General features: G+C 61.8%; 15 protein-coding genes. 8 read left to right on the top strand and 7 right to left on the bottom strand.

Going from position 1 to position 12,883, the window contains the following annotated elements:
* Positions 1 to 49: 49 nt before the first annotated feature.
* Positions 50 to 772 (bottom strand): response regulator transcription factor, encoded by a 723-nt coding sequence (locus LGH83_RS01175; RefSeq protein WP_227400290.1) that lies wholly within the window; start codon positions 770 to 772, stop codon positions 50 to 52.
* A 51-nt stretch (positions 773 to 823) separates the two neighbouring features.
* Complete coding sequence (locus LGH83_RS01170; protein ID WP_227400289.1) at positions 824 to 1,156, bottom strand: PepSY domain-containing protein; 333 nt, start codon at positions 1,154 to 1,156, stop codon at positions 824 to 826.
* A 195-nt stretch (positions 1,157 to 1,351) separates the two neighbouring features.
* Between LGH83_RS01170 and rlmB the strand changes: the two genes are divergently transcribed.
* The 7 genes from rlmB to LGH83_RS01135 all read left to right on the top strand — a co-directional run bounded on the left by rlmB (position 1,352) and on the right by LGH83_RS01135 (position 6,964).
* A complete protein-coding gene (gene rlmB / locus LGH83_RS01165) occupies positions 1,352 to 2,179 on the top strand; it encodes a 23S rRNA (guanosine(2251)-2'-O)-methyltransferase RlmB (protein WP_227400288.1) in 828 nt (275 codons plus the stop codon).
* Between the two features lie 194 nt (positions 2,180 to 2,373).
* Positions 2,374 to 2,703 (top strand): DUF2849 domain-containing protein, encoded by a 330-nt coding sequence (locus tag LGH83_RS01160; RefSeq protein ID WP_131115922.1) that lies wholly within the window; start codon positions 2,374 to 2,376, stop codon positions 2,701 to 2,703.
* 4 nt (positions 2,704 to 2,707) lie between these two features.
* Positions 2,708 to 4,381, top strand: coding sequence for a nitrite/sulfite reductase (locus LGH83_RS01155; RefSeq protein WP_227400287.1), 1,674 nt, complete (start codon positions 2,708 to 2,710; stop codon positions 4,379 to 4,381).
* Positions 4,382 to 4,385: 4 nt separating this feature from the next.
* The gene (locus LGH83_RS01150; protein ID WP_227400286.1) at positions 4,386 to 5,120 is read left to right on the top strand and encodes a phosphoadenylyl-sulfate reductase; all 735 of its coding nucleotides are present in this window, start codon (positions 4,386 to 4,388) and stop codon (positions 5,118 to 5,120) included.
* Positions 5,120 to 5,623 carry a DUF934 domain-containing protein gene (locus LGH83_RS01145; RefSeq protein ID WP_227400285.1) on the top strand — a complete coding sequence of 168 codons (504 nt, stop codon included), beginning with the start codon at positions 5,120 to 5,122 and terminating at the stop codon, positions 5,621 to 5,623. The genes LGH83_RS01150 and LGH83_RS01145 overlap by 1 nt, the downstream gene beginning before the upstream one ends.
* Before the next feature lie 59 nt (positions 5,624 to 5,682).
* Positions 5,683 to 6,003 (top strand): 2Fe-2S iron-sulfur cluster-binding protein, encoded by a 321-nt coding sequence (locus LGH83_RS01140; protein WP_227401676.1) that lies wholly within the window; start codon positions 5,683 to 5,685, stop codon positions 6,001 to 6,003.
* 94 nt (positions 6,004 to 6,097) lie between these two features.
* Positions 6,098 to 6,964 carry a dienelactone hydrolase family protein gene (locus LGH83_RS01135; RefSeq protein WP_227400284.1) on the top strand — a complete coding sequence of 289 codons (867 nt, stop codon included), beginning with the start codon at positions 6,098 to 6,100 and terminating at the stop codon, positions 6,962 to 6,964.
* 16 nt (positions 6,965 to 6,980) lie between these two features.
* Here the strand turns inward: LGH83_RS01135 and LGH83_RS01130 are convergent, their stop codons facing one another.
* On the bottom strand, positions 6,981 to 8,261 hold the full coding sequence (locus LGH83_RS01130) for an Nramp family divalent metal transporter (protein WP_227400283.1): 1,281 nt from the start codon (positions 8,259 to 8,261) through the stop codon (positions 6,981 to 6,983).
* A gap of 77 nt (positions 8,262 to 8,338) precedes the next feature.
* On the opposite strand from LGH83_RS01130, the gene mntR reads away from it, so the two are divergent.
* Positions 8,339 to 8,824 carry a manganese-binding transcriptional regulator MntR gene (mntR, locus tag LGH83_RS01125; RefSeq protein ID WP_413771085.1) on the top strand — a complete coding sequence of 162 codons (486 nt, stop codon included), beginning with the start codon at positions 8,339 to 8,341 and terminating at the stop codon, positions 8,822 to 8,824.
* Positions 8,825 to 8,830: 6 nt separating this feature from the next.
* Here mntR and LGH83_RS01120 read toward each other — a convergent pair whose 3' ends face one another.
* The 4 genes from LGH83_RS01120 to LGH83_RS01105 form a co-directional block, all read right to left on the bottom strand.
* Positions 8,831 to 9,901, bottom strand: a complete 1,071-nt coding sequence (locus tag LGH83_RS01120) for an ABC transporter ATP-binding protein (RefSeq protein ID WP_227400282.1) — start codon at positions 9,899 to 9,901, stop codon at positions 8,831 to 8,833.
* 29 nt (positions 9,902 to 9,930) lie between these two features.
* Positions 9,931 to 10,713 carry an ABC transporter permease gene (locus LGH83_RS01115; protein ID WP_131115907.1) on the bottom strand — a complete coding sequence of 261 codons (783 nt, stop codon included), beginning with the start codon at positions 10,711 to 10,713 and terminating at the stop codon, positions 9,931 to 9,933.
* A complete protein-coding gene (locus LGH83_RS01110; RefSeq protein ID WP_227401674.1) occupies positions 10,710 to 11,591 on the bottom strand; it encodes an ABC transporter permease in 882 nt (293 codons plus the stop codon). Before LGH83_RS01110 ends, LGH83_RS01115 begins: the two co-directional genes overlap by 4 nt.
* A gap of 178 nt (positions 11,592 to 11,769) precedes the next feature.
* On the bottom strand, positions 11,770 to 12,873 hold the full coding sequence (locus LGH83_RS01105) for an ABC transporter substrate-binding protein (protein ID WP_227400281.1): 1,104 nt from the start codon (positions 12,871 to 12,873) through the stop codon (positions 11,770 to 11,772).
* Positions 12,874 to 12,883 lie beyond the last annotated feature (10 nt).

Raw genomic sequence — 12,883 nt, 5'->3', positions numbered from 1 at the left:
TCGACGGCTGAACCATCCGACGACACGCGACCGCGGCCGCGTCAGCCGTTCAGGCTCCACGCCTGCCGGTTGGACCGCCACCCGCTCCGGATTTTGCGGCTTGTTCAGAAAGTTCAGCATTCTCAACGAGATATCCGAGCCCTCTCATGGTCTGTATCAGGTCCACACCAAGTTTCTTGCGGAGACGACCGACAAACACCTCGATCGTATTCGAGTCACGATCGAAATCCTGATCGTAGAGATGTTCGACCAGTTCCGCACGCGAGACCACGCGCCCCGCATGGTGCATCAGATAGGAGAGAAGACGATATTCATGCGAGGTCAGCTTCACAGGGTTGCCGTCGACCAGCACGCGGCTGGCGCGGGTGTCAAGCCGCACCAATCCGCTCACCAGTTCGGCCGTGGCGTGACCCGCCGAGCGCCGGAGCAGCGCCCGAAGCCGCGCCAGAACCTCCTCCATATGGAAGGGCTTGGCGACATAATCATCGGCGCCAGCGTCAAAGCCTCGCACCTTGTCGCTCCACCGATCGCGTGCCGTGAGGATCAGCACCGGAGCTGACCGTCCGGCTGCGCGCCACGCCTCCAGCACTGAAACGCCATCCTTTTTGGGCAGACCGAGATCGAGCACGATGGCGTCATAGGGCTCGGTTTCGCCAAGAAACTGAGCTTCCTCACCATCGTAAGCGCGATCGACCGCATAACCCGCGCCTTCGAGGGCCGTGAACAGCTGACGATTCAGATCTTTATCGTCCTCGACAACGAGAAGACGCACCGGCGACCCTTTCCTCTTCGATATAGGCTTCGTTCAGGCTCTCGGCATTGGTCACGATCCTGGGCGAAGCGACATCAGCGTCCCATTGGTTGCATCGACCAGCATGTGAACCAGATGCCCGTCATGCCGCAGAATCGTCACGTCGTAGACCATCTGTTGGTTCAGACGGCAGAGCTTGATCCCAACCGACTCGCCCGGCATCCCCCGTCCTGCCTCTTCGACAGCGCGATAGGGCGGCAAAAGCTTCATGGTCTGCAGAGTTTCGCGAGTTTCCCCCGCCGACAGACACGTCCGGAGACGTGTCTCAGTGGTCTGAGCCACGTGTGGCAGACCCACGACCCCGAGCGTCAGTGCCGCCCCCATGATGCGAACCAAAGACGTCATGGATTGATCCTAAGTTCATCGCGCTGAACGCCTTATGAATGCGCGCGATGATGACGGTTCGCGGCGGCCGACGTTTCAATCGACCGCGACGTCCTGTAGAGCTCGATCAGACGCGCGCCTATTCAGATCATCAGGGCGCATCGATGGACGAATGTCATGAAACGGCCGAGACAGCCACCAACCAGTCCCTCCTCCATGACAGCGCCCGGAGCGGGACGACCCGGCCGCGAGCGAGACCATTCGGCCCCGCATCGCGCCTCACCCTTATCGGGCTCCTACAAGACCGCCACGGCGCGTCTCCGTGCCACGCCCGAGTTGACGCTGATCTGGGGCTTTCACGCCGCACAGGAAGCGTTACGCTCAGAACGCCGCAAGATTCTCAGGGTGTCGGCCACCGAAGCGGCAGCGGAACGGCTCGCCCCGGAGCTCGAGGCGCGCGGACTGACGCCGGAGATCTTCAGCGGAGCCGATCTCGACGCCAAAATGCCGCGCGATGCGGTGCACCAGGGCGTCGTCGTTGAGGCGCGTCCCCTGGCCGATCTCGACATCAGCGACGTACCCGACACAGGCACGCTGCTGGTCCTCGATCAAATCACCGATCCGCATAATGTCGGCGCCATCATGCGGACAGCCGCTGCTTTCGATGTCGCCGCCATGATCACGACCGAGCGCCACGCGCCGGATATGACCGGCGTGCTGGCGAAAAGCGCATCGGGCGGCCTCGAACACGTGCCTGTCGTTCATGTCGTCAATCTCGCGCGCGCCCTCGACAGCCTCGCCAAGCGGGGCTTCCAGATCGTCGGCCTCGATTCCGAAGGCACCCAGCCGCTCGAAGACGTCGAACCGTCGTCGTCGCTGGTGCTGGTGCTCGGCGCCGAGGGAAAGGGCTTGCGTCGTCTCACCCGTGAGCGGTGCGAGGTCGTGGCCCGGCTCGACATGCCGGGCGCGATCAAGAGCTTGAACGTGTCCAATGCCTGCGCGGTGGCGCTCGCAACCCTGCGGCTGCGACGACCCGCAAGCTGAGGCGCGTCGACCGGCCTTGACCGCCGGCCGCCGAGGCAGGCCCTATTTATACAAATATTACTTGTTATTAAAAATGATCTCGCAATCGAGATTGGGATTGTTATATCTGACGGATCGGGGTTGTTGCCTCCTTTAGACTTATGCAAAACAAGCGCGGCGACATGGCTCATCTCGCCGGACAGCAAGGACCGACCATGGCTCACGTCATCACGGCCAGTAGATTGCGCGACGGTATCGTGGTGTTTCGTGGCGCTGGCGCGGTCTGGGTCGATCATCTTCGGCTTGCCGAAGTCCTGCCCACCTCGGCCGAGGCAGAGGGCGCACTCTCGGCTGCCAAGCAGGATGAAGGCCGGAATATCGTGGTCGATGCCTATGTGATCGAGGTCGTCGAGAAGAACGGGGTGATGGCGCCCGTCAGGCTGCGTGAGGCAATTCGCGCCGAAGGCCCGACCATTCACCCCGAACACGGCAAATCGTCTATCGCTCTGTCGACAGACGGATCGTCAGCATCAGATCGCGGGTAGAACGATGTATCGCTACGATGAATTCGACGCCCAATTCGTCTCCGAACGCGTCACCCAGTTTCGCGACCAGGTGGAACGTCGCCTCGCAGGTGAGTTGACGGAAGATCAGTTCAAGCTGCATCGCTTGATGAATGGCGTCTACTTGCAACTGCATGCCTACATGCTCCGCGTCGCCATCCCCTATGGTGTGTTGTCGTCACGCCAATTGCGGAAGCTCGCCCACATCGCGCGGCGCTACGACAAGGGCTTCGGCCATTTCACGACACGTCAGAACATCCAGTTCAACTGGCCGGCGCTCGCCGATTGCCCCGATATCCTGGCCGAACTCGCGACAGTCGAGATGCATGCTATACAGACCTCTGGCAATTGCATCCGCAACGTGACGGCCGACCAGTTCGCCGGTGCAGCCGCCGACGAAATCGTCGATCCCCGCCCCTATGCCGAAATTCTCCGTCAATGGTCGTCGCTGCATCCCGAATATTCGTTTCTGCCGCGCAAGTTCAAGTTGGCGCTGACCGGCTCGCCGAGCGACCGTGCGGCCATTCAGGTGCATGACATCGGCTTGCAAGTGGTGCGGAACGAGGCTGGAGAAATCGGGTTTCGCGTCTTCGTCGGCGGTGGCCAGGGTCGCTCCGCTTTCGTGGCCAAGAACATCCGCGATTTCCTGCCCGAGGCCGATTTACTCGCCTATGTCGATGCGATCGTGCGTGTCTATAATCTTGAAGGGCGGCGCGACAATAAATACAAGGCGCGTATCAAGATCCTGGTTCACGAGAAGGGCCTGGAGCCGATGCGCGAGGCCGTCGAGGCCGAGTTCGCGCGCCGTCCCGATCATCCGCTGACGTTGCCGCAAGCCGACATCGACGCCATCACGGCCTATTTTGCGTTGCCGCCGCTCGAGTCGCGCACCGCCGACGCACCCGCGACCGCCAAGCGGCGCGCCGCGGATGCGCGTTTTGCGGCTTTCGTCGACACCAATGTCACGCCCCATAAGGTGCCGGGCTACGGCATCGTGACGATCTCACTAAAACCGATCGGCGGCATTCCGGGGGACGCGACGGCGGAGCAGATGGAAGCTGTCGCCGATCTCGCCAATTGGCATTCCTATGACGAATTGCGCGTGACGCATGAGCAAAATCTCGTTTTGCCGCATGTTGCTCTCGACGATCTCCCGGTGATCTACGATGCCTTGCAGGCCGTTGGTCTCGCGACCCCGAATGTCGGCTTGGTGACCGATATCATCGCCTGTCCCGGTCTGGATTATTGCGCGCTGGCGACGGCCCGCTCGATCCCTGTGGCGCAACGGATTTCGGAGCGGTTCGGCGAAGGCACGCGCGCCATCGAGGTTGGTGATCTCAAGATCAAGATCTCGGGCTGCATCAATGCTTGTGGCCATCACCACGTCGGCCACATCGGCATTCTTGGCCTCGAGCGCAAAGGCGTCGAAACCTACCAGATCACGCTTGGCGGAACCGCCGACGAGACGTGTTCGCTGGGTGATCTGACGGGCCCGGGCTTTTCGTCCGAGGACGTGGTCGATGCCGTCGAGACGGTTGTCGACACCTATCTTGGGCTGCGGCACGACAAATCCGAGACGTTCCTGACGGCCTTCCGACGGGTCGGCATGGCTCCCTTCAAGCAAGCGCTCTACGAAAAAGACACGGGCGCAGGAATCTAGTCCCATGGGCGTTTTAGACGTCAGTCTCTTCGGCGACTACACGGCTGCGTCGCGTTTTGAGGAGCGTTTCGTCGCTCTCGACGCGCGTGCGGTCCTGCGTCTCGCAATCCAGGACCTTTATCCTGGCCGCATCGCATTGGTGTCGAGCTTCGGCGCGGATTCGGCCGTCCTACTCCACATGGTCTCAACCATCGACACGGCGACGCCGGTCATTTTCGTCGATACGGGTCACTTATTCCCCGAGACTCTGGCTTATCGCGACGAACTCGTGGCCTTGCTCGGCCTCACCAACGTTCAGGCGTTTTCGCCAACGCCCGAGGATCTCGCCGCCTTCGACCCCGAGACGTTCTTGTGGTCGACCAACCCCGATCAATGTTGCGAGGTCCGCAAGGTGATGCCGCTGGGCCGCGCTGTCGACGGCTTCGACGCCTGGATCACGGGCCGCAAGCGGTTTCAAAGCGACACGCGGGCCGCCCTGCCGCTGTTCGAGGCCGAAGGCACACGGACGAAGATCAACCCACTCGCGAGTTGGTCGGCCACCCGCATCCTTTCCTATCTCGACGCGCATGATTTGCCCCGGCATCGGCTGGTCGCCAAGAATTACCTGTCGATCGGCTGCATTCCGTGCACCTCACCGGTGAGGCCGGGCGAAGACGCGCGAGCCGGCCGTTGGCGCGGAAAGTCCAAAACCGAATGCGGCATCCACCTCGGGGTCGTCAGTGGCGGGGCGGGGATCTGATGGCTTTATACAAAAACGGCGCGTTCATCGACAATCATTGGCAAGCCGCGTCTGCGGATCTCCCTCCCCCGCAAGGCGCGCGCCTCATCTTCGGCTTGGCGCAGTGGAAGGCCGTACGCGACACGTTGCAGGGTGCCAATCAACCCGTCGGTCTTGCGTTGGAAGCCGGCGAGATGATCGACGACATCCTCCAAGACCTGCCTCGCTTTTCGGTCATTGTCCTTGCGTTCCCAAAGTTCGGCGATGGTCGTGCGTTCTCGAAGGCTGCGCTCCTGCGTGAGCACGGTTTCGAGGGTGAGCTGCGCGCCGTCGGAGACGTGTTGTGGGATCAGTTGCAACTGATGGCTCGCTGCGGCTTCGATGCTTTCGAGATCGATAACGAGCCCACCCTGAAGGCGATCCGCAGCGGCAAAAGCCCCTTCATGACCACATTTGGACAGCCTGGGTTCGGACTCGAAACACGGGACGGAACGCCGCGCGCCTGGACGCGACGCGCGCTTTGACCGACGCGCAGGTTCTGGATCGCGATGGTGGTGACCAAGGCTCCGATGGCGACGCAACGCTGACGCTTCGGGTCGTCGACCATGCGGGCTTTGAGCACCGGGTGGAGGCTCTTGAAGGCTGGCGCGTGATGGAGATTATCCGTGACTGGGATCTGGGCATCAAAGCCGAATGCGGGGGCGCCTGTGCCTGCGCGACTTGCCATGTGTATGTCGATCCGGACTGGTCCGCCGTCCTCATCCCGCCCACCGATGAAGAGATGGATAAGCTTGACGAGGCGCCGCATGTCGAGCCGAACTCCCGCCTCTCCTGCCAGATCTTGATGCGTCCCGATCTCGACGGTCTGAAGGTCACGCTTGCGCCAGGGTCGGAGCCGGACTGACGCCGAGGATGACCGGCGGTCCGGCGATCTGACATAATCCTCGTTTAGAAGGTCGATGCGGCGGCTCGGCCAATGCCTTTCGACAGGATGATTCATGAGCGATGACCCGACGAACTCTTCGGCGACAGACGACGGTCGCCGCGCCTTCCTGAAAACCAGCCTGGCGCTTGGATTCGCACTGGCGGTGCAGCCGGTTTCGGCTCAGACCATCACGACGTCCTCCGATGGTTTGGTGGCCGGTGAGGTTCAGGTGCCTTCGCTCGGGGTCGACATCCCGGCCTATCGGGCGATGCCGTCCGGCACCGGCCCATTTCCTGTCATGCTGGTGATCCAGGAAATCTTCGGGGTTCACGAACACATCAAGGATGTCTGCCGCCGCTTCGCCAAGCTCGGCTATTACGCGATCGCGCCGGAACTCTACGCCCGTCAGGGTGATCCGAGCACCGCCGACATCCAAAAGATCGTGACCGAGATCGTTCCGAACGTGCCGGACGCTCAGGTGATGGCGGACCTCGACAACACGGTGGCGTTCGCCAAGGCAAGCGGCAGCGGCGACACCACGCGCCTCGGCGCGACCGGCTTCTGCTGGGGGGGCCGCATCATCTGGCTCTATGCCGCGCACAACAAGGACCTGAAAGCGGCTGTCGCCTTCTACGGCATCCTTGGTGGGAAGGCTTCGCCGACATCGACCCTCAAGCCGCAAAACCCGCTCGACATCGTGAGCACGATCAAGACGCCGGTGCTGGGGTTGTACGGCGGCAAGGACGACAACATCCCCGCAGCTCTCATCGAGCAGATGCGGGCTGGGCTGAGCCGGGCCAAGAGCCCCGCCGAGATCGTGGTCTATCCCGATACGCCGCACGGGTTTTTCGCCGATTATCGCCCAAGCTACCACAAGGCGGCTGCGGAGGATGCTTGGGCTCGCGCACAAGGCTGGTTCAAACAATATGGCGTCGTCTGACGGCCGAGAGCCTCGATCAGGCACTCGGCAGCAGCGGCACCGCGATGCCGCACGCCTGCAAGATCAACACGACGTTGAGCAGCAGCACGACGACGGTCGCGGCGATGGCGGCATAGCCGACCAGTCTGCCGGTCGCGAACCGTCCCATGATGTCGACGCGACGCGTGAAGATCACGAGCGCGATCATGGGGATCGGAAGCGCGAAGCTCAGGACGACCTGGCTGTAGACCAAGGCATCCGTGACGTTCACACCGATCGCCACGACCACGAAGGCCGGCACCATGGTGACGAGCCGGCGGATCGCGACCGGGATCGACACGCGAACGAACCCTTGCATGATCATCTGGCCCGCCATCGTGCCGACCACCGAACTCGAAATACCTGACGCGATGAGCGACACCAGGAAGATGACAGCGGCAGCCGAACCGAGGAGCGGCGTCAACGTCCGATAGGCTGTTTCGATTTCGGCGACATCGCTGTGACCGGCGTGGAAAGCGCTCGAGGCCATGATGACCATCGCCATGTTGACGAGGCCGGCGAAGGTCAGAGCCGCAACGACTTCTCGATTGGAAAACCGCAGCAGCTTGGCGCGGTCGCCATCGTTGAGGACATTCGTGCGGTGCTGGGTCAGGCCGGAATGAAGATAGATCGCGTGTGGCATCACGGTCGCACCGACGATCCCGACCGCGATCGTCAGCGCGCTGCCGTCAAGCTGCGGGACGATGGCATGAAACCCGACCGCTGCCCAATCGACCGGTGCAAGAAACATTTCGATGAGATAGCAGAGCCCGATCACGGTCACGAGCGAGCCGATACAAAGCTCGAGCGGGCGAAACCCGCGTCGCTCGATCATAAGGATCGCATAGGTCAAAATGGCCGTGATGATCATCCCGACCAGAAGCGGAATGTGGAACAGCAGCGACAGGCCGATAGCGCCACCGACGAATTCAGCCAGATCGGTCGCCATCGCGGCAATCTCGCTGATGCCCCACATGCCCCATACCGCGCGTTTGGAAAAATGATCGCGGCAGAGCTCGGCCAGGTTGCGACCGGTGACGATCCCGAGCCGGGCCGACAAGGCCTGGAACAACATCGCGATGATGTTCGCCACAACCACGACCCACAGCAGCTGGTAGCCATATTTGGCACCCGCCTGGATGTTGGTCGCGAAATTGCCCGGGTCCATATAGGCGATCGATGCGATCACAGCGGGGCCGACGAACGGCATGATCGCGCGCAGTCCGCCGCGGCGACCATCCAGCACGTCACGGACGGCCGATCTCGTTTGATCCGTCATCGTCGCAGGCATCTCGGTGGCGAGAAGACGTCCCAAAAGCATCGCTCCAAATCTTAGCCTTGGCTAAGTCGAATGTTGTGGCGAGCTATGTTAATGTCAAGTCGGAATTCGGATTGGATCGGGTTTTGCAGCAAGCCGCCAAAAGAGTCGCACCCGCTTTGGCGGTTTTGGAACAAGCCGAGGGCTTTCGCGTCAGCCGCGAAGCGCGTCGCAATGCGCTGACCGAGGATTATGTCGAGATGATCGCGGCGCTCATTGCCGATAAGGGCGAGGCAAGGTCAATCGATCTCGCCTGCCGTTTCGGTGTCACGCAAGCCACCGTGGCCAAGACGGTGTCTCGCCTGAAACGGGAAGGCTTCGTGCTGGCGCAGCGGTATGGCGATCTGCATCTCACAGCCGCCGGCATCGCGCTCGCGGATCAGGCACGCACACGGCATCAGATCGTGGTCAATTTCCTGAAGACCATCGGTGTATCGGCCGAGGTTGCCGAACGAGATGCCGAAGGCATCGAACATCATGTCAGCGACGAGACATTGAAAGCTTTCGAACGACTGACCCGCTGATCCGTCTCAGGCGGCGCGTTGCTCCTGTAGCGGGATGAGGCCGGCCGGCGAAAAGCTGACCGTCACGGTCGCACCACGCTCGGGCGGCGGCGAAGCGGGCGAATTGAACGTGTCCAGCACGACCCAGTTTTCACCGAAGCGCACCCGAATGCGGACGACGGCGCCCAGAAAGCTCACGTCCTCGATCTGACCCGTGAGGTTGTTGGCTCCCCCCTCGGCGCGACCGATCACGATCGCTTCCGGCCGTAGCGCCAGCGTGCAGACGGCACCCACATCACCATCGACCAGTTGACCCAGCTTGACCTCCTGCCCGTCGATGGACACGCGGGCCTGCGAGGCATCGATGACGCGGCCCGACAGAACATTGAGGGTTCCGACGAACGAAGCGACAAACCGCGTTTTCGGGTGATTGTAGATATCGAACGGCGTGCCGAGTTGTTCGACCCGCCCCTCGCTCAATACGACGACGCGATCGGACATCGACAGCGCTTCTTCCTGGTCGTGGGTCACGAAAATCGTCGTGATCCCGAGCGCGCGCTGCAGCGACCGGATCTCCTCCCGCAGAGATACGCGGATCTTCGCATCGAGCGCCGAGAGCGGCTCGTCGAGCAGCAGGAGTTGCGGCTTGGTCGCGATGGCGCGCGCCAAGGCGACACGCTGCTGCTGGCCGCCCGACAGTTGATAGGGATAGCGATCGGCCAGTTGCGGCAGTTTGATGAGGTCAAGCATTTCGCCGACCCGCGTCTTGATCTCGGCCGCGGGTTTTTTGGCGACTTTGAGCCCGAACGCCACGTTCTGCGCCACGGTCATGTTTGGAAACAGGGCATAGGATTGGAACACCATGCCGACATCGCGCTCGTTCGGCGGCAGATGCGTGATATCTTTTCCCGCAACCTTGATGGTGCCATGCGAGGGGGTTTCGAACCCGGCGATCATCCGGAGGCAGGTGGTCTTGCCGCAGCCGCTCGGGCCGAGGAACGAGACGAACTCGCCGCGCTCGACCGAGATCTCGAAATTCTTGACCACCTGATTGGTCCCGTAGGATTTCCGCAGGCCGTCGATTTCAAGAAACTTCATCGGAGAGCCTCGCTCGAGGGATTATACGATCAGGATGTCGCAAGGGTTCGGTCCCGGGCAAAGAGTTGGATCAGGCCCATACAGGCCCAGGTGACCAAGAAGGCGATGATGGCCAGGGCCGATGGTTCGTAGGCGCGGTTGGCCCCGACCAACTGGAGGTAAGGACCGAACGCTGGCCGATCGAGCAGGCTTGCCAGCGTGAATTCGCCGATCACGATCGCAAAAGTCAGAAAGGCGCCGCTGAGGATCGCGGATCGGATATTCGGAAAGATCACCCGAAACAGGATCGTCGGCCAGCGCGCGCCGAGGATCTGTGCGGCCTCGGTCAAGCGGCGCACGTCGATGGTTCGAAGTCCCGTATCGACCGCGCGATACATGTAAGGAAGCGCCAGCGTGACATAGCCGAAGGTCAGCAGCACGTTTGTGCTGGTGGGGTTCGCGGTCATCGGCAGCCAGGACGACGAATTATACATCCGGAGATAACCGAAGACGAGCACGATAGCCGGGATCACGAGCGGCAGCAGCGTGATAAATTCGACGTAGGGACGTAGACGCGGCAGACGCAACTGCAGCCAATAGGCGGTCGGCACCACCAGCATCACGCCCACCACGATCGTGGCGACCGCGACGATCGTCGAATAGAGGAACGTCGCCTGGAAGCGCGGGTCCGAAAAGACGATGCGATAGGCCTCGAAACTATATTGGCCACGCTTGATCCGTAGCGAGAACTCGAACGTCGCGATGAGCGGGATGATGAAATAGCTCGCGCCGATCAGCAGGGCGATCCAGGCGCCGATCCGTTCGCTCTTCACTGCAGCCACCTCTCGCTGCGGGTCCGCAAGACGATATAGGCCGCGTTCGAGAGGCCGGTGATCAGGATCATGCCGAGCGCCAGCGCATAGCCGAGGTTCTGGTCATGCAGCACGTCGCCGCGAATCTGCGCGTAAAGCAGGATCGTGACGATGTTGAGCGAACTCCCGGTCAGGCCGTAAGCGGTAGCGATCGCCCCGAACGAATTGGCGAACAGCAGGAGGGTCGTGCCGAGCAGGCTGGGCCACAGGATTGGTAACGCGATATGGGTCCAATATTGCCGCCGTGTCGCGCCGAGGATCGAGGAGGCCTCCCGCCACTCGGTCTTCAGACCATCGAGCGCCGGCGTCAAAATGAGAACCATCAGCGGGATTTGAAAATAGAGATAGGTGAGCGCCAGCCCCCAGAAGCTCAGGATATTGAACCCCGACCGATAGATGTTGATGTCGAAGGCTTGGCTCAGGAAAGCCGTGACGAGACCGGTACGCCCAAGCGTGGCGAGAAACGCAAAGGCGAGCGGTAGCCCGGCGAAATTCGAGGCGACGCCACAAAATGTCATCAGCGTCGGACGCAGCCATTTGGGCAGACCGCCGAGCACGACAGCCCAAGCCAGCATGAAGCCGAGAAGCGCTCCGCCGAGCGCCGAGGCGGCGCTGATCTCGAAGCTGATCCAGTAGGCGCTGAGGATCGTCGGCTGAAACAGGTGGACGATGTTCGTAAACGTAAAATTGCCGGCAGCATCCTGAAAAGCGCCGACGACGAGGAAGCCGGTCGGCAACAACAGGAAGAGAAGCGCGAAGACCGCAAACGGTACGATCCCGATCCAAGCCATCGACATCCGGGCTTGCGATCGCGCGGGCGGGCTGTTGATCGCGGGCATCGTCAGGCTGGCGGCAGTCTGCTCCATGGTGCTCCTTGGCGGCAAGATTTCTGCGCTGCGTTTGCCGACTGCCAGCTTGATCATCGCGCGCATCGCACGCGTCGATCAGCCAGCAAGGATCGCGCCAGCGCTCTCGATTGCGGCCCCCGGGAGTGACGCTCCCGGGGTTCGGCGTGGCTTACTTCACGTTCGATCCGACCACCGAATCCCACTGCTTCGTGATGATCGGCTTGGCGGCATCCTGCTCGGCGAGCGTCGGGAAGACGGCAGTCGCATAGGCTTCGGCCGGCGGCAGCTTCGCCAGGAGAGCGGCGTCCACCTTCTTGTCGTCGACGAGGTTCTGGAAGCGGATCGGGTGGCAGTAGCCTTTGAGGAAGCCGATCTGCCCTTCGTCTGAATAGAGATATTCCATCCAGAGCTTGGCGGCGTTCGGATGCGGCGCATATGCGCTGATCGCCTGAGCGTAGACGCCGGCGACGACGCCGGTCTTCGGCACGACGACCTTGACTTCCGGGTTGCCCTTCAGCGTGTCGCGGTCCGCCAAGGCGTTATAGTCCCAACGCACGACGATCGGCGTTGCGCCCTGAGCAACCGAGGCGGCCTTGCCGATGACTGGAACGAAATTGCCGCTCTTGGACAGTTGCGAGAAGTATTTCAGGCCAGCGTCGGCAGCCTTGGTCGCATCGCCCTTCACGGCCGAGAGACCAGCGGCGTAAACAGCCTGGATCGCCTGGTTCGAGGTCCGCGGATCGCCGGCGAGCGCGACCGAGTTCTTGTATTCGTCGGAGAGAAGGTCGGACCAATCAGCCGGGATCTTCTTGACGATGTCGGCATTCACCTCGAAGCCGAGAACGCCGTAATAATCACCGTACCAAGCGCCGTCGGCGTCCTTGGCATTGGCCGGAATGGTCGACCAGGTCGCGACCTTATAGGGCATCAGGAGGCTTTCGCCCTTGGCGGTCGGGCCGAACGAAAGGCCGACGTCGATGACGTCGGGAGCCTGCGGGCCGGTATTGCCTTTGTTGGCCTTGATGGCTTCGACTTCATCGCCCGATCCAGCATCCGGGTTAAGCTCATTCATGGTCAGACCATATTTGGCCTTGAACCCGTCGATGATGGCACCGTAGCCGCACCAGTCGTGCGGCAGGCCGATCACCGAAAGCTGGCCTTCCTTCTTGGCGGCCGCCACGAGCGCATCCGGAACCTGGGCGGAAGCAAGCTGGGCCGAGGCCAAGAGAGCCAAAACCGAAATCGACGTCGTGAATTTCAAGGCAGCTTTCATGAGACCCTCG

The sequence above is a fragment of the Lichenihabitans sp. PAMC28606 genome, from assembly GCF_020616535.1.
Lineage (GTDB): Bacteria > Pseudomonadota > Alphaproteobacteria > Rhizobiales > Beijerinckiaceae > Lichenihabitans > Lichenihabitans psoromatis.
The sequence above is the reverse complement of the archived record's forward strand: the minus strand, read 5'-3'. Positions and strand labels throughout refer to the sequence as shown.